Annotated in this window: 14 protein-coding genes; 13 read left to right on the forward strand and 1 reads right to left on the reverse strand. The window is 73.6% G+C overall.

Annotation, left to right across the window (positions count from 1 at the left end):
* Entirely contained in the window at positions 1-996 is a 996-nt protein-coding gene (locus ACQSSQ_RS07885) for an AAA family ATPase (RefSeq protein ID WP_431326480.1), read from the reverse strand.
* Between the two features lie 360 nt (positions 997-1,356).
* On the opposite strand from ACQSSQ_RS07885, the gene mraZ reads away from it, so the two are divergent.
* The 13 genes from mraZ (at position 1,357) to ACQSSQ_RS07950 (ending at position 15,690) form a co-directional block, all read left to right on the forward strand.
* The gene (mraZ, locus tag ACQSSQ_RS07890; protein WP_431326481.1) at positions 1,357-1,788 is read left to right on the forward strand and encodes a division/cell wall cluster transcriptional repressor MraZ; all 432 of its coding nucleotides are present in this window, start codon (positions 1,357-1,359) and stop codon (positions 1,786-1,788) included.
* A gap of 217 nt (positions 1,789-2,005) precedes the next feature.
* Entirely contained in the window at positions 2,006-2,956 is a 951-nt protein-coding gene (gene rsmH / locus ACQSSQ_RS07895) for a 16S rRNA (cytosine(1402)-N(4))-methyltransferase RsmH (RefSeq protein WP_431326482.1), read from the forward strand.
* Positions 2,953-3,408: a cell division protein FtsL gene (gene ftsL, locus ACQSSQ_RS07900; RefSeq protein WP_431326483.1), complete on the forward strand. Its 456-nt coding sequence runs from the start codon at positions 2,953-2,955 to the stop codon at positions 3,406-3,408. Before rsmH ends, ftsL begins: the two co-directional genes overlap by 4 nt.
* Entirely contained in the window at positions 3,405-5,144 is a 1,740-nt protein-coding gene (locus ACQSSQ_RS07905; RefSeq protein WP_431326484.1) for a peptidoglycan D,D-transpeptidase FtsI family protein, read from the forward strand. The genes ftsL and ACQSSQ_RS07905 overlap by 4 nt, the downstream gene beginning before the upstream one ends.
* 21 nt (positions 5,145-5,165) lie before the next feature.
* A complete protein-coding gene (locus ACQSSQ_RS07910) occupies positions 5,166-6,719 on the forward strand; it encodes a UDP-N-acetylmuramoyl-L-alanyl-D-glutamate--2,6-diaminopimelate ligase (RefSeq protein ID WP_431326485.1) in 1,554 nt (517 codons plus the stop codon).
* The gene (locus ACQSSQ_RS07915; protein ID WP_431326486.1) at positions 6,716-8,107 is read left to right on the forward strand and encodes a UDP-N-acetylmuramoyl-tripeptide--D-alanyl-D-alanine ligase; all 1,392 of its coding nucleotides are present in this window, start codon (positions 6,716-6,718) and stop codon (positions 8,105-8,107) included. Before ACQSSQ_RS07910 ends, ACQSSQ_RS07915 begins: the two co-directional genes overlap by 4 nt.
* The gene (gene mraY, locus ACQSSQ_RS07920; protein WP_431326487.1) at positions 8,104-9,168 is read left to right on the forward strand and encodes a phospho-N-acetylmuramoyl-pentapeptide-transferase; all 1,065 of its coding nucleotides are present in this window, start codon (positions 8,104-8,106) and stop codon (positions 9,166-9,168) included. The genes ACQSSQ_RS07915 and mraY overlap by 4 nt, the downstream gene beginning before the upstream one ends.
* Positions 9,150-10,634, forward strand: coding sequence for a UDP-N-acetylmuramoyl-L-alanine--D-glutamate ligase (gene murD, locus ACQSSQ_RS07925; RefSeq protein ID WP_431326488.1), 1,485 nt, complete (start codon positions 9,150-9,152; stop codon positions 10,632-10,634). Before mraY ends, murD begins: the two co-directional genes overlap by 19 nt.
* A 38-nt stretch (positions 10,635-10,672) precedes the next feature.
* Complete coding sequence (ftsW, locus tag ACQSSQ_RS07930; protein ID WP_431326489.1) at positions 10,673-11,962, forward strand: putative lipid II flippase FtsW; 1,290 nt, start codon at positions 10,673-10,675, stop codon at positions 11,960-11,962.
* A 3-nt stretch (positions 11,963-11,965) separates the two neighbouring features.
* Positions 11,966-13,066 (forward strand): undecaprenyldiphospho-muramoylpentapeptide beta-N-acetylglucosaminyltransferase, encoded by a 1,101-nt coding sequence (gene murG, locus ACQSSQ_RS07935; RefSeq protein ID WP_431326490.1) that lies wholly within the window; start codon positions 11,966-11,968, stop codon positions 13,064-13,066.
* Positions 13,063-14,487 carry a UDP-N-acetylmuramate--L-alanine ligase gene (murC, locus tag ACQSSQ_RS07940; protein ID WP_431326491.1) on the forward strand — a complete coding sequence of 475 codons (1,425 nt, stop codon included), beginning with the start codon at positions 13,063-13,065 and terminating at the stop codon, positions 14,485-14,487. Before murG ends, murC begins: the two co-directional genes overlap by 4 nt.
* Positions 14,484-15,200: a cell division protein FtsQ/DivIB gene (locus tag ACQSSQ_RS07945; protein ID WP_431326492.1), complete on the forward strand. Its 717-nt coding sequence runs from the start codon at positions 14,484-14,486 to the stop codon at positions 15,198-15,200. The genes murC and ACQSSQ_RS07945 overlap by 4 nt, the downstream gene beginning before the upstream one ends.
* Positions 15,201-15,255: 55 nt before the next feature.
* Positions 15,256-15,690: a hypothetical protein gene (locus ACQSSQ_RS07950; protein ID WP_431326493.1), complete on the forward strand. Its 435-nt coding sequence runs from the start codon at positions 15,256-15,258 to the stop codon at positions 15,688-15,690.
* Positions 15,691-15,775 lie beyond the last annotated feature (85 nt).

Below are 15,775 nucleotides of genomic sequence, written 5' to 3' on the forward strand. Positions count from 1 at the left end.
TCATCGTCCAGGCTCGGGAACGCGGACCTCGGCGAGGATCTCGCGCACGACGTCGGCGGCCTGCCACCCCGCCACGACGGCGTCGGGGGAGAGCAGCAGCCGGTGCGCGAGCACCGGGACCGCGAGGGTGGAGACGTCGTCGGGCAGCACGTACGGCCGGCGCTCGAGCGCGGCGCGGGCCCGCGCCGCGCGGACCAGGTGGAGCGTTGCGCGGGGCGAGGCGCCGAGCCGCAGGCGCGCGGAGCTGCGGGTGGCCGTGGTGATCGCGACGGCGTACTCCTCGATGGCGCGGGCGACGTGGACCGTGCGCACGGTGGCGACCAGGTCGGCGACCTGCTTCACGTCGGTGACCGGGAGGAGGTCGGCGAGCGGATCGGCCCCGCCGTGCTCACGCAGCATCGCCGCCTCGGCCTCGGCCGACGGGTAGCCCATCGCGACCCGGGCCATGAACCGGTCGCGCTGCGCCTCGGGCAGCGGGTAGGTGCCCTCCATCTCCAGCGGGTTCTGGGTGGCAACGACCATGAACGGGTCCTCGAGCGGGTACGAGGTGCCGTCGACGGTGACCTGGCGCTCCTCCATGCACTCCAGCAGCGCCGACTGCGTCTTGGGCGAGGCGCGGTTGATCTCGTCGCCGACGACCACGTTGCCGAAGACGGCACCGGGGCGGAACTCGAACGTCCGCGTCGCCGGGTCCCACACCGAGGTGCCGGTGACGTCGCTCGGGAGCAGGTCGGGCGTGAACTGGATGCGGCGCATCGAGCCGTCGATCGACCGGGCGAGCGCCTTGCTCAGCATCGTCTTGCCCACGCCGGGGACGTCCTCGAGGAGGAGGTGACCGCCGGCGAGGAGCACGACGACGGCGGTGCGCACGACGTCGGACTTGCCCACGATCACGGTGCCCACGTTGTCCACGAGGCGCTGGGCGGCGGCGACGAGCTCGTCGGTCTGGTCGGGCCCGGGCGGCGCGGCCGGCTCTCGGCGAGGTGTCGTCGTCACGGCGGTCCTCCTGGGATCCAGCGGGGGCGTCGGTCGGGTGGCGACACCGTCGTCCCCCGAGGTTGCCGAGACTACCCGTGCGACCCAACGGGCGGGCTCGGAGCGAGAGGGGACGCGTGCGGTGCTCCACCCACGCTCCACTCTTCCCCATCGGAGCCCCTCAGGCCAGACGAATGCCCGTGGTCGCAGCGATCCGTGCGGGTCGACCGACGGGACGAAACCTCCCCACGGAGCGCCATGAGTGGCGCGCCGGTGGCGCGGATCGGTTGACGGTGGTGCGTTGTGGAGTAGAGTGGCGCAAAGTGGAGCAACAGTCGGTCGTCAGACCGTCGGCGCGAGCACGGGGGAGGGTGCGGTGCGATGTTCTTCGGCACGTACACGCCCCGCCTCGATGACAAGGGCCGCCTGTTCCTTCCCGCCAAGTTCCGCGAACGACTCACGGAGGGCCTCGTGCTGACGAAGGGGCAGGACCGCTGCATCTACGTCTGGCCGCAGGCGAGCTTCGAGGAGTTCAGCGACCGGATCAGCAAGACGCCGTTCACGAACAAGGCGACCCGCGACTTCATCCGCGTCCTCTTCTCGGGGGCGTCGGACGAGGTCCCCGACAAGCAGGGCCGCATCACCGTCCCGCCGATGCTGCGCGAGTACGCGCGGCTCGACCGCGACTGCGTCGTCGTCGGAGCCATGGAGCGGGTGGAGATCTGGGACGCGACCCGCTGGTCGGAGTACTCCGACGAGCAGGAGGAGAGCTTCGCGACCTTGTCGGAGGAGGTGATCGAGGGACTGCTCTGAGGGCTCGTCCGTCGAGGCCTCTGGGCCGCTTGCTCCACCCCGCTGGCTCCACTTCCCCGGTGCCAGGAGGTGACTTCCCAGGGCAAGCGGCCAGGGACCTGGCCGGACGAACCGACCGCGATCGGACCGCACGGGTAGCGGGCCGAGGCGCGACACACGCTGAACCACACGGAACGAGGGGTCGAGATGGTGGTCGGACGTCCCGGGGGCGGGACGCATGGGTGAGACGAAGCACGTGCCGGTGCTCCTGGAGCGGACGGTGGAGCTCCTCGCGCCCGCCCTGGCCGGAAGCGACGCGGTCCTGGTCGACGCGACGCTGGGCCTGGGCGGGCACACCGAGGCGGTTCTGACGCGCTTCGGCGACGTGCACGTGATCGGGATCGACCGAGACCCGGAGGCGCTGCGGCGCTCCCGGGAGCGGCTCGCCCCGTTCGAAGGACGGGTGACGTTCTTCGAGGGCGTCTACGACCACCTCGACGAGGCGATCGCCGAGGCCGGCCGCACGCGCGTGGACGCCGTGCTGTTCGACCTCGGCGTCTCGTCCATGCAGCTCGACCTCGACGAGCGCGGCTTCTCGTACGCGCGCCCCGCACCGCTGGACATGCGGATGGGCCGCGAGGGGCCGACCGCGGCGGAGGTCCTCGAGACCTATGACCGCAACGAGCTCGTCCGCATCCTGCGGACCTACGGCGAGGAGAAGCACGCCACCCGGATCGCCGACGCGATCGTCCGGCGTCGCGCCACGGCGCCGCTGCGCACCAGCGACGAGCTCGTGGCGCTGGTCCGGGAGGCGCTCCCGGCAGCCGCGATGCGCACGGGCGGCAACCCGGCCAAGCGGACGTTTCAGGCGCTGCGCATCGAGGTCAACGACGAGCTCGGCGTCCTCCGTCGCGCCATCCCCGCGGCGCTGGACGCCGTCGGGGTCGGCGGACGGGTGGTGGCGATGGCGTACCACTCGCTGGAGGACCGGATCGTCAAGCAGGCCTTCGCCGCCGTGACGAGGGTCGACGTCCCGCCGGGCCTGCCGGTGGTGCCGGAGTCCCAGCAGCCGCGGTTCCGGCTGGTGACCCGTGGTGCGGAGACCGCGTCGGAGACGGAGATCGAGGAGAACCCCCGCGCGAAGCCGGTCAGGCTGCGCGCGATCGAGCGCGTGAAGGAGGCAGCATGAGCATCGCCCAGAACGCACCGCGCCGGGCACCGGGACGGCCGCAGCCGTCGTCGCGCGGCGCGCTGCGCGTCGTGCCCGCGCGCCGGCCCCGGACGCCCCGGGCGCCGTTCGTGCTGCTGGTCGTCACGCTGCTCGCCGGCGGGTTGATCGGGCTCCTCCTGCTCAACACCTCGATGCAGAACGGCGCGTTCCAGCTCGCCGAGCTCGAGAAGCAGGCGGAGGCGCTCCAGAGCCAGCACGCCGAGCTCGCCCTCGAGGTCGAGCAGCGGTCGACTCCCGCGGCGCTGGCCGACCGCGCCGCCGAGCTCGGGATGGTGCCGAACACCAACCCGGTGTTCCTCCGGCTCCCGGACGGCAAGGTCGTCGGCGACCCCGAGCCGGCGACGCGCAGCCAGAGCCAGCCGTCCGGCGTCGGGGGTCCGTCCCCGGCGGCGGTGGGGGACCGGGAGTGAGCCCCGCGGTGCGCAACCGCGCGCGGTTCTGCTTCGTCGTGGTCGCCACCCTGCTCGTGGTCTTCGCCGGGCGCCTCGTCCAGATCCAGGGCGTCGACGCGAACGCGTACGCCGCCCGTGCGCTCAAGGAGTCGATGCAGCCGACGGTCCTGCACGCCGACCGCGGCCAGATCCTCGACCGCGACGGCGAGCCGCTGGCCACCTCGCTCGACGCCCGCGCGATCATCGCCAACCCGCGGTTCACGGCCGAGAACGCGACCGAGATCGCGAGCATCCTCGCCGCCGAGCTCGACATCGACTACTTCGACGCGGTCGAGAAGCTGCGACGCGACGGGACGCAGTTCGTCTACGTCGCGCGGAAGGTGCCGACGTACCAGGCCAACGCGGCGATGGCCAAGCTCACCGAGGCGCGCCTGGTCAACGGCGTGACCACCGAGCGCGACGCCGTACGGACCTACCCCGGCGGGACCCTGGGCGCGACGCTCGTGGGGCTGGTGTCCGGCGAGACCGGCGAGGGGACGAGCGGCCTGGAGAAGGCCTTCGACCGCGACCTCACCGGCAGCGACGGCAAGGCCACGTACGAGACGTCGCCCAAGGGCGTCCGCATCCCGCTGGCACGTCAGACGATGAAGGAGCCGGTCCCTGGCGCCGACGTGGTCACGACGATCGACCGCGACCTCCAGTGGTACGCCGACAAGCGGCTGGCCGCCGCGGTCCGCGAGAGCGGGTCCGACTGGGGAGTCGCGATCACCGTGGACCTCGAGTCGATGCAGGTCCTCCAGATGTCGCAGCTGCCGACGTTCGACGCCGAGGACCGCTCGACGGTCACCGCCGCGTCGATGAACAACCGCGCCGTCCAGAACGTGTACGAGCCGGGCTCGGTGCAGAAGGTCGTCACGATGGCCGCGCTCGCCGACGCCGGTCTGGTCACGCCCGAGACCAAGGTGCGGGTCCCGCGGGAGCTCACGCTCGACGGCTTCACGATCAGCGACTGGTGGGACCACGGGCGGCTGAAGCTGACGGCCGCGGGCGTGGTCGCGAAGTCGTCCAACCTCGGGACGATCGCGCTCGCCCAGCAGATGGACGACGCGACCCTGCACGACTACCTCGCGAAGTTCGGCTTCGGGGAGCGCACCGGCGTCGGGCTGCCCTCGGAGTCGCGAGGCATCCTCAGCCCGGCCGAGCGCTGGTCGACGGCGCAGCACGCGACGATCTCGTTCGGCCAGGGCATCTCGGTGACCGCGATGCAGGAGGTCGCGGCGGTCGCCGCGATCGCCAACGGCGGCCGCTACACCGCGCCACGGCTGGTCACCGAGGTCCGACGGGTCGGTGGCACGACGGAGCCCCAGGAGGCTCCCGCGACGCGCGAGGTCGTGTCGAAGGAGGCGGCCTCGATGGTGACGACGATGATGGAGGCGGTGACCGGCCCCGACGGGTCCGCGTCCAACGTGGCGATCCCGGGCTACCGCGTCGCCGGCAAGACGGGCACCGCCTGGCGCGTCAACCCCGAGACCGGCCGCTACGTGCGCGGCGAGAACACCGTCTCGTTCATCGGCTTCGCCCCGGCCGAGAAGCCCCGGTTCCTCACCTACGTCGTGCTCGACAACCCGCGCGGCGGCGGCTCCGGCAGCGGCACGGCCGGCCCGGTGTTCCGCGACATCATGCAGCAGTCGCTGCAGCGCTACGGCATCGCTCCGAGCGGGTCGCGCGCGCCCAGGACGCCGGTGAAGTGGTGAGTGTCGATACGCTCGGCAGCAATGTCTTCTGAGCCTCTCCGCCCGCTCGACACGCGTCCACCCTCAGTGGTCCCGGTCGACCTCGACGACCTCGCCGCCACCGCCGGCGCGACCCTCCTCGGAGGGCCGGCGAGCCCGGTGACCGGGGTCACCCTCGCCTCCGGCGACGTCCGCGACGGCGACCTGTACGCCGCCCTGCCGGGGTCGCGCACGCACGGTGCGCGGTTCGCCGCCGACGCCGTGGGACGCGGCGCGGTCGCCGTCCTCACCGACGCCGAGGGCGCCGAGCTGGTCGCCGGTGCGGACGTGGACGTGGCCGTCCTGCGCGTGGACGACCCTCGTGCGGTCCTGGGGCGGGTCGCGGCGCAGGTCTACGCGCGGCCGGCCGAGAGCCTCACGACGATCGGGATCACCGGCACGCAGGGCAAGACGACCAGCGCCTACCTCGCTGCCTCGGCGCTGCGGGCGTGCGGCGACCGGGTCGGGGCGATCGGCACGACCGGTGCGTTCCTGGACCGGCAGCCGGTGAGCTCCGCGCTGACCACGCCCGAGGCGCCCGCGCTGCACGCGCTCTTCGCGGTGATGCGCGACCACGGCGCCGACGCGGTCGTCATGGAGGTCTCCAGCCACGCCCTCGCGCTGCACCGCGTCGACGGCGTCGTGTACGACGTCGCCGTCTTCCTCAACCTGGGCCGCGACCACCTCGACTTCCACGCCGACGTGGAGGACTACTTCGCGGCCAAGGCGTCGCTGTTCACGCCCGAGCACGCCGCGCAGGCCGTCGTCGACGTCGACGACCCGTACGGGCGCCGGCTCGCGGCCTCGACGTCCCTCCCGGTCACCACCGTGTCGCTGCACGGTCGCGAGGAGGCCGACTGGCGGGTCACCGCCCTGGAGAGCACCGCGTCCGGCTCCACGGCCCAGGTCGTCGGCCCGGACGGCCAGGAGCGCACGCTCGTGGTCCGGCTCCCCGGGCGCTTCAACGTCGCCAACGCCCTCGCCGTCCTCGCCGCGGTCACCGCCACCGGCCGTGCCATCGAGGACGTGCTGGCCGGGATCGCCGCCTGCACCGGCGTGCCCGGACGGATGGAGCCTGTCGACGCCGGCCAGGACTTCACCGCGATCGTCGACTACGCCCACAAGCCGGACGCCCTCCGCGCGGTGCTGGAGTCGCTGCGCGGTCTCGGGTCCGGGCGGCTGTTCGTCGTCGTCGGCGCCGGCGGCGACCGCGACCACGGCAAGCGCCCGCTGATGGGGGCCGTCGCGGCCGAGCTCGCCGACGTCGTCGTGGTGACCGACGACAACCCGCGCAGCGAGGACCCGGCCGCGATCCGCGCCGCCGTGCTGGCCGGCGCGCAGAGCGCCGACCTGGCCGGTGCGGCAGCGACGCTGGTCGAGATCGGCGACCGGCGCGAGGCGATCGCGCACGCCGTCGACGCGGCCCGCCCCGGTGACGTGGTGGTGGTGGCCGGCAAGGGGCACGAGCGCGGCCAGGTCGTCGGCGACGTGGTCCACCCGTTCGACGACCGCGAGGTCCTCGAGGAGCTCCTGCGCGGACGGGGGAGAGAAGCGTGATCGCCACGTCCCTCACGCGGGTCGCCGAGATCGTCGGCGGCACGGCGTACGAGGCCGACGGCGTCGTCGTCACCGGACCCGCCACGCTCGACTCGCGCGCCGTCACGACCGGCGGCCTGTTCGTCGCGGTCCAGGGGGAGCACGTCGACGGCCACGCCTACGCCTCCGCCGCCCTCCGCGCCGGTGCCGCCGCGGTGCTGGCGGAGCGGACGGTCGAGGGCCCCTGCGTCGTGGTCGACGACGTCCCCCGGGCGCTCGGCCTGCTCGCCGCCGACGTGCGCGGGCGCCTCGACGGGTGCACCGTCGTCGGCGTCACCGGCTCGCAGGGCAAGACGAGCGTGAAGGACCTCCTGGCCCAGGTGCTGTCCCGCGGCGCCGCCACCGTCGCGACCGCCGGCAACTACAACAACGAGCTCGGTGTGCCGCTCACGGTGCTGCGCGCCGAGGAGACCACGCGCTTCCTGGTGGTCGAGATGGGTGCGCGCGCCCTGGGCAACATCGCCGAGCTGTGCGCGATCGCGCGTCCCGACTTCGGCGCGGTGCTCAACGTCGGGAGCGCCCACCTGGGCGAGTTCGGGTCGGTGGAGACGATCGCCCGCACGAAGGGCGAGCTCGTCGAGGCGCTGCCCGCCGACGGAGTCGCCGTCCTCAACGCCGACGACCCGACCGTGGCCGCGATGCGCAGCAGGACGGCCGCACGGGTCGTGACGTACGGCGCTGCCGCGGACGCGGACGTCGCGGTGCACGACCTCGTGGTCGGGGCGGACGGCGAGCCGCGGTTCCGTCTCGTGGCCGGCGGAGAGGGCGTGGACGTCCACGTCCCGCTGCTCGGTGCCCACCAGGCCTCCAACGCCGCCGCCGCCACCGCGGTCGCCCTCGCGGTCGGCCTCGACCTCGCGACCGTCGCCGACGCGCTGCGGTCGGTCGTGACCCGCTCGTCGTGGCGGATGGAGCGCCTGGTGCGCGAGGACGGTCTCGTCCTGGTCAACGACGCCTACAACGCCAACCCCGAGTCGACCGCCGCCGCCCTGCGCGCGGTGGTCGCGATGCGCGGCGAGGGCAGGGTGGTCGCCGTCCTCGGCGAGATGCTCGAGCTCGGCGGTGCGACGCACCAGGCACACCTCGACGTTGGTACTCTCGCGGCGGACCTCGGTGTCACCCACGTGGTCGCCGTCGGACCGGGCGCACGTCCGGTCCACGAGGCGGCGCTCGCGGCGGGAGGGGACTCCGTCGCCGTCGACGACGTCTCCGACGCCGTCGCATGGCTGCGGTCGTACGCCGGCGCGGGTGACGTCGTGCTGGTGAAGGCCTCTCGAGCGAGCGGCCTGGAGCGGGTGGCGGCAGCCCTGATGTCCGCCCCGGAGGACGAAGGGAACGACGGTCGATGAGGGCCATTCTGATCGCCAGCGGTTTCGGGCTGATCGGCACGCTGCTCGGCACGCCGCTGGCGATCCGCCTGCTCGTACGCAAGGGCTACGGGCAGCTGATCCGCGACGACGGCCCGACCTCGCACCACACCAAGCGCGGCACCCCGACGATGGGTGGCCTGGTCATCATCATCTCGGTGGTGCTCGCCTACGCGCTCGCGAAGCTGATCACGGGCAGCGCCCCGACGGCTTCGGCGCTGCTCCTGCTCTACCTGTTCGTCGGGCTCGGGCTGGTCGGCTTCCTCGACGACTACATCAAGGTCATCAAGCAGCGCAGCCTCGGCCTGCGGTCCAAGGCCAAGCTGGCCGGGCAGGCGATCGTGGCGCTGAGCTTCGCGATGCTGGCGCTGAACTTCCCCGACGCCAACGGCCGCACCCCGATCTCCGAGGGCATCTCGTTCATCCGTGACATCCCCGGGTGGACGCTGCCGGCGGCGGTGATCGTGGTGTGGGTGCTGGTGATGATCTGGGGCACCAGCAACGCCGTGAACCTGACCGACGGCCTGGACGGTCTCGCCACCGGCGCGTCGGTGATGATCTTCGGTGCCTACATGCTCATCAACCTCTGGCAGAGCAACCAGTCCTGCGCCTTCAACCCAGGACCGAAGTGCTACGACGTCCGCGACCCGCTGGACCTCGCCGTCGTCGCGGCCGCGCTCACCGGCGCGTGCTTCGGGTTCCTCTGGTGGAACGCGTCGCCGGCCAAGATCTTCATGGGCGACACCGGCTCCCTCTCGCTGGGCGGTGCGATCGCCGGGTTCGCGATCATGACCCGCACCGAGGTCCTCCTCCTGGTGCTCGCCGGGCTCCCCGTGATCATCACGCTGTCGGTGATCCTGCAGGTCGGCTGGTTCAAGATGTCGGGCGGCAAGCGGTTGTTCCGGATGGCCCCGCTGCAGCACCACTTCGAGCTGATGGGCTGGGCCGAGATCACGATCGTGGTCCGCTTCTGGATCATCAGCGGCCTCTTCGTGGCGCTCGGCCTCGGCATCTTCTACTCCGAGTGGGTCAGCGGCCTGTGACCGGCGGGCCCGACGTCGACCTGCTGGGCCGGCTCGACTCCTGGGAGGGCGTGCACGCGGTCGTCGCCGGACTCGGGGCGAGCGGGTACGCCGCCGCGGACGCGCTCGTCCAGGTCGGCGCACGCGTCACCATCCTCGACGACGGCGACGGCGACCTCCTGCGTGAGCGGGCCGGCATCCTCGAGGTGCTCGGCGCCGAGGTGCGGCTGGGCGCCGGGGCGACGGCGACGCTGCCGGACGATGCCACGCTCCTGGTCCCGTACCCCGGCCTCCCGCCGCGGACCCCGATCGTCGCCGAGGCGGTCGCGGGCGGCGTCGCGGTGTGGTCCGAGCCCGAGCTGGCCTGGCGGCTGCGCGCTCCCGGTGCGGCGCCGTGGCTGGCGGTCACCGGCACCAACGGCAAGACGACGACCGTCCAGATGCTCGCCTCGATCCTCCGCGCCGCCGGGTTGCGGGCGCCTGCGGTGGGCAACATCGGCGTACCCGTGACGGAGGCGGTGATGGACCCGACCGGCTACGACGTGCTCGCGGTCGAGCTGTCGAGCTTCCAGCTGCACTTCGCCGACCGGATCGCGTGCGAGGCCTCGGCCGTCCTCAACGTCGCCGACGACCATCTCGACTGGCACGGCGGCGCCGCCGACTACGCCCGGGACAAGGGGCGCGTCTACGAGCACGTGGAGCGCGCGTGCGTCTACAACACCGCCGACCCGCAGACCGAGCGCCTGGTCCGCGAGGCCGACGTGCAGGAGGGGGCGCGCGCCATCGGGTTCACCCTCGGCGTGCCGTCGGTGGGCATGCTCGGGATGGTCGACGACGTGCTCGCCGACCGCGCGTTCGTGCCCGAGCGCACGACCAGCGCCGCCGAGCTGGCCACGCTGGGCGACCTCGCAGGCCCGGCGGGGGAGCCGCCCGCACCGCACGTGGTCGCCAACGCGCTCGCGGCGGCGGCGCTGGCCCGCGCCCACGGCGTGGCCCCGGTCGCCGTGCGCGAGGGACTGCGGGCGTACGAGCCCGGCGCGCACCGCATCCAGCAGGTGGCCGAGGTCGACGGCGTCACCTACGTCGACGACTCGAAGGCGACCAACCCGCACGCGGCGCTGGGGTCGCTGCTCGCGTACCCGTCGGTCGTCTGGGTGGCCGGCGGACAGGCCAAGGGCACGACGTTCGACGAGCTCGTCACGCGCACCCGTGACCGGCTGCGGGCGGCGGTCCTGGTCGGCGCCGACCGCGCCGTGATCCATGACGCGTTGCGGCGACACGCGCCGGAGGTGCCCGTCGTCGAGGTCGATGCGGGCAAGGATGTGCTCATGGACCGCGTCGTGGACGCGGCAGCAGGGTTCGCCCGGGCGGGCGACACCGTGCTGCTCGCCCCGGGGTGCGCGTCCTTGGACCAGTTCACGAGCTACGCCGAGCGAGGCGACTCCTTCGCCGCAGCCGTGGCCAGGCACCGCGCGACGCGGGGGTGACCCCGCCGCCCGGCGAGCAGACGATCGGGAGGCGACAAGTGGCGAGGTCCGGCAGGCAGACGTGGGCCGCGTCCCTGCGCGACACCCTCGAGAAGCCGCTCACGTCGTACTACCTGGTGCTCGCCCTGTCAGGCCTCCTGATCGGCTTCGGCATGGTGATGGTGCTGAGCGCCAGCTCGGTCACGTCGTACCAGAACAGCGGCAACCCGTACGCGATCGCGGCGCGCCAGGCCGGGTTCCTCGTCGTCGCGCTCGTCCTCGGCCTGATCGCCTGGAAGATGCCGCTGCGACCGCTCCGGTGGTGCGTCTACCCGCTGCTCCTGCTCGCCCTGGTGCTGCTCGCCCTGACCTTCACCCCGTTGGGCTACGAGGTCCGCGGCAACCAGAACTGGCTGAACTTCGGGGGCCCGTTCCTCATCCAGCCGTCCGAGATCGCCAAGCTCGCGATCGTGCTGTGGACCGCCGACCTCTTCGCGCGCAAGCAGCGCCTGCTGCGCGACCCCAAGCACGTGCTGATCCCGATGCTGCCGGTCACCGGCTTCGTCGCGATGCTCGTCGTGCTGCAGCGCGACCTCGGGACGGCGCTCGTCCTGTTCGCGATCATCCTGGGACTGCTGTTCGTCGCGGGGCTGCCCGGGCGCGTCTTCCTCATCGCGCTCCTCGGCACCGCCGCGCTCGCGCTGTACTTCGTCCAGTCCAGCGACGAGCGGATCAAGCGCATCACGTCGTTCACCGACCCGTTCGCCGACGCCCAGGGCAGCGGCTACCAGGCGGCCCACGGGCTGATGGGGCTGGCGACCGGGCAGTGGCTCGGCGTGGGTCTCGGCGGCAGCCGCCAGAAGTGGGGCTCGCTCCCGGGCGCCCACACCGACTTCGTGTTCGCGGTGATCGGCGAGGAGCTCGGGCTGGTGGGCGCGCTGAGCGTGCTGCTGCTCTTCGGGCTCCTCGCGTACGTCGGGTTCCGCATCGCACGACGGGCCCAGGACCCCTTCGCCCGCTACGCCGCCGCCGGCATCACCGTGTGGCTGATGGTCCAGGCGATCATCAACATCGGCATGGTCCTCGGCATGCTGCCGGTCATCGGCATCCCGCTGCCCCTCATCTCGTACGGTGGGTCTGCGCTGGTCCCGACCGTGGTCGCGCTCGCGCTGCTCGCGAACTTCGCGCGCACCGAACCCGGCGCGGAGGCGGCCCTGCGAGCGCACCGACGGCGGCGTGCCAGCGGTCGTGCCGCAGGCGGTACGGTGCGGCTGCACGACTCCACGCTGAGCAACCCCACGAGCACAGCCCCACGACCTGTCGGACGGACCGTCCGCGAGGAAGGATGATCGGTGGCGCCACGCGTCCTCCTGGCCGGCGGAGGCACCGCCGGCCACACCTCACCCCTGCTGGCGACCGCGGCCGCGGTACGCAGGATCGAGCCCGAGGCGGAGATCACCGCCCTCGGCACCCCCAAGGGGCTGGAGGTGACCCTCGTCCCGCAGGCGGGCTACCCCCTCGAGCTCGTCCCGGCCGTGCCGCTGCCGCGCAGCCTGAGCACGGAGCTGCTGCGGGTGCCGGGCAGGCTGGCGGGGACCGTCAAGGCGACGGGTGAGGTCTTCGACCGGGTGCGCCCCGACGTGGTGGTCGGGTTCGGCGGCTACGTGTCGGTGCCGGCGTACCTGGTCGCGCGCAAGCGCAAGGTCCCGATCGTGGTGCACGAGCAGAACGCCCTGCCCGGCATCGCCAACAAGCTGGGAGCCCGGTTCACCTCGCACGTCTTCACCAGCTTCCCCGAGACGCCGCTGCCGCACGCGCGCTACATCGGCCTGCCGATGCGCGAGCAGATCGCGCGCCTCGATCGCCCGGCCGAGCGGGCGGAGGCGCGGCGCACGTTCGGGCTCGACCCCGACCTGCCGACGCTGCTGGTCACCGGCGGCTCGCAGGGTGCGCGGCGGATCAACCAGGCCGTGTCCGGCGCCGCCGACGAGCTCGCCGCCGCCGGGGTCCAGGTGCTGCACGCCGCCGGCCGGGTCGAGGAGGCCCAGGTCGAGCGCACGCCCGGCCAGCCGCCGTACGTGACGCTGCCCTTCATCGACCGCATCGACCTCGCGTACGCCGCCGCCGACGCGATCGTCTGCCGCTCCGGCGCCAACACGGTGGCCGAGGTCGCCGCGGTCGGGCTGCCCGCGGTGTTCGTGCCGCTCCCGATCGGCAACGGCGAGCAGGCGCTCAACGCGCACCCCGTGGTCGGTGCCGGGGGAGGCATCCTCGTGGACGACGCGGCGCTGACGCCGGAGTGGGTCGCGACCGCCGTGGTCTCGTTGCTGCGCGACGCGGACCGCCTCGCGAAGATGTCCGCCGCGGCCTCCGACCTCATGCCGCGCGACGCCGACGAGGTGCTCGCCAAGGTCGTGATCGACGCCGCCGCCGGCGAGGCGGAGCAGGGATGAGGATCGACGTCCCGGAGCGAATCGAGGCGGCCGAGGACCTCGGCGTGGTCCACCTCGTCGGCATCGGCGGCGCGGGTCTCTCCGCGATCGCGCGGATCATGCTCGAGCGCGGCATCGCCGTGCAGGGCAGCGACGCGGCCGACTCCCCGCTCCTGCGCGCGCTCGAGCGCGACGGCGCGACCGTGACGGTCGGGCAGGCCGCCGACAACCTCGCCGGCGCCGACACGGTCATCGCCACCACCGCCGTCCGGGAGGACAATCCCGAGATCGTCGCGGCCCTCGAGCGCGGGCTGCGCCTCTACCCGCGCTCGGCCGGACTGCAGTCGGTGATGATCGGCCGCGACGTGGTCGCGGTGGCCGGCACCCACGGCAAGACGACGACGACCTCGATGCTGACCACGGCGCTGGTCCAGGCAGGGCTCGACCCGTCGTACGCGATCGGCGCGCCGGTCGCCTCGCTGGGGACCAACGCGCACGCCGGCGCCGGCCGCTGGTTCGTCGCGGAGGCCGACGAGAGCGACGGGGCCTTCCTGGTCTACGAGCCTTATGGCGCCGTGGTCACCAACGTCGACGCGGACCACCTCGACGTCTGGGGCACCCCGGAGGCGTACGAGCGGGCCTTCGCACAGTTCGTCGACCGCGTGGCGGCGGACGGGTTCGTCGTCCTGTGCGTCGACGACCCCGGCGCGGCCACGCTCGCGCGGCGCGCCGAGGAGCGCGGGCTGCGCGTCGTCCGCGCGGGGCTCGGTGAGGGGACGGACCTGCGCGGCACCGACCTGACCACCGAAGGCGGCGGCACCGCGTTCACCGTCGTCCGCGCGGGGAAGACCCTCGGACGCGTCACCTTGCAGGTGCCCGGGGAGCACTACGTCGTCGACGCGCTCGGAGCCCTCGGCGCGGCGCTGGAGTGCGGGGCGTCGTTCGAGGACGCCGCCGCCGGGCTCGCCGCGTACGGCGGGGCGAGCCGGCGGATGGAGCTGGTCGGCTCCGCCGCGGGCGTGCGCGTGTACGACTCGTACGCGCACCACCCGGTCGAGATCGCCGGCGACCTCCAGGCCGCGCGGGCGCTGTCCGGCGAGGGCCGCGTCGTCGTGGCCTTCCAGCCGCACCTGGTGAGCCGTACGCGGATCTTCGGTGCGGCGATGGGCGAGGCCTTGAGCGCCGCCGACGAGGTCGTCGTGACCGACATCTACCTCGCGCGCGAGGACGCCGACCCCGAGGTCACGTCGGCCCTGGTGCGCGACACGGTGCGGCTGCCTGCCGACCGCGTGCACGCGGGCGACCCGCTCGACGTGCTCGACGCGCAGCTCGCGGCGCTGGCCCGTCCGGGCGACCTCGTGCTGCTGCTCGGTGCGGGCGACATCACGACCGTCGGGCCGCGCCTCGCCGCGCGCCTGGAGGAGAGGGACGCGCAGTCGTGACGGTCACGGACCGGTTCGCCGGGCGGCGCTGGAGGGCGCGGCTCCGGCGGCTGCGTCCGTACCTGGTCGCCGCCGCCGTCCTGGCGGTGGTCGGCGTCGGCACCTGGGTCGTGCTGGAGACGCCGGTCCTCGGCGCCCACACCGTCGACGTCCGCGGGACGAGCACGGTGCCGTCCGCCGTGGTGCGGGCGAGCGCCGAGGTCGAGGAGGGCCAGCCGCTCGCGCGGGTCGACCTCGACGCGATCCGCGAGCGCGTCGAGGAGATCCCGCAGCTGGCCACGGTCGACGTACGCCGTCAGTGGCCGCGCACGGTCGTCGTCGAGGTGGTCGAGCGGACGCCCGTGGCGCGGCTGGCCGGTGGGGAGGACGTCCGCCTCATCGATCCCGACGGCGTCGTCTACCCGCCGTCGGGCAAGGCGCCGTCCCGGCTCCCGCAGGTCGTCCTCACCGCGGGCTCCGGGCCCCGGGGCGAGGCGCTGAAGGAGGCGGCGGAGGCGGTCCGGGCGATGGACCGCACGCTCGCGCGGCGGGTGCGCGAGGTCCATGTGAGCAGCCGCGACGGGATCACGCTCGATCTCCGCGACGGCGCCGAGGTCGCCTGGGGGAGCGCGGACCACGCCGAGCTCAAGGCAGAGGTGCTGACGGCGCTGCTGCGCCAGAAGGCGAGCGCGTACGACGTGAGCGCGCCCGAGCGGCCCACGATCCGGCCCTGACCCGGCGGCTCTCGCGCGAGTCGCGGGGTCCCTCGGGCGGGTGTAGTTTCCGGCCATGGGCTCGAGGACCACGGGCGGCGCGGTCGCGATCGGCATCGCGCAGTGCCTGCTGCTCGCCCTCGGCTCGCTGGTCGTGGTGACCTGGTCGTTCCTGGAGCTGACCAAGCGTCTCGCGCTCTCGACGGAGCCGCTGTCGGCCGACCAGGTGCTCTTCTGGTCGCTCGTCGGAGGGACGGCCGTGCTCGTGCTCGCGAGCGTCGCCGCACTGATGCTCTGGCGGGGGAGGGCGGCCGGGTTCACGGTGCTCGGCCTCGCGTGGATCCCCGCCGCGCCGCTCGCGTGGACCACGGTCGCGTCGTACCTCGACCTGGTGGCCGACGACCGCATGCCTGGCGTCGTCGCGGTCTCGCTGGTGCTCGCGGGGGCGAACGTCGTGCTCGGCTGGGTCCTGCGCACCGCGTCGCCGACCCGGCCGCCCGTCGCGAGCTGACCGGGCGCGCGACGTCCCGGTGCACGCACGCTCGTCTTCGGTGACGACGTCGGCGGCGTGTCGGCGCAGGTCGGCGAGGTCCACC

It is taken from the genome of Mumia spirodelae, assembly GCF_050632745.1.
GTDB lineage: Bacteria > Actinomycetota > Actinomycetes > Propionibacteriales > Nocardioidaceae > Mumia.

Excerpts from the sequence above, each read along its gene's own strand:
- mraZ (WP_431326481.1), top strand. The coding sequence starts at position 1,357 with ATGTTCTTCGGCACGTACACGCCCCGCCTCGATGACAAGGGCCGCCTG.
- rsmH (WP_431326482.1), top strand. The coding sequence starts at position 2,006 with ATGGGTGAGACGAAGCACGTGCCGGTGCTCCTGGAGCGGACGGTGGAG.
- ftsL (WP_431326483.1), top strand. The coding sequence starts at position 2,953 with ATGAGCATCGCCCAGAACGCACCGCGCCGGGCACCGGGACGGCCGCAG.
- ACQSSQ_RS07910 (WP_431326485.1), top strand. The coding sequence starts at position 5,166 with ATGTCTTCTGAGCCTCTCCGCCCGCTCGACACGCGTCCACCCTCAGTG.
- mraY (WP_431326487.1), top strand. The coding sequence starts at position 8,104 with ATGAGGGCCATTCTGATCGCCAGCGGTTTCGGGCTGATCGGCACGCTG.
- murC (WP_431326491.1), top strand. The coding sequence starts at position 13,063 with ATGAGGATCGACGTCCCGGAGCGAATCGAGGCGGCCGAGGACCTCGGC.
- ACQSSQ_RS07950 (WP_431326493.1), top strand. The coding sequence starts at position 15,256 with ATGGGCTCGAGGACCACGGGCGGCGCGGTCGCGATCGGCATCGCGCAG.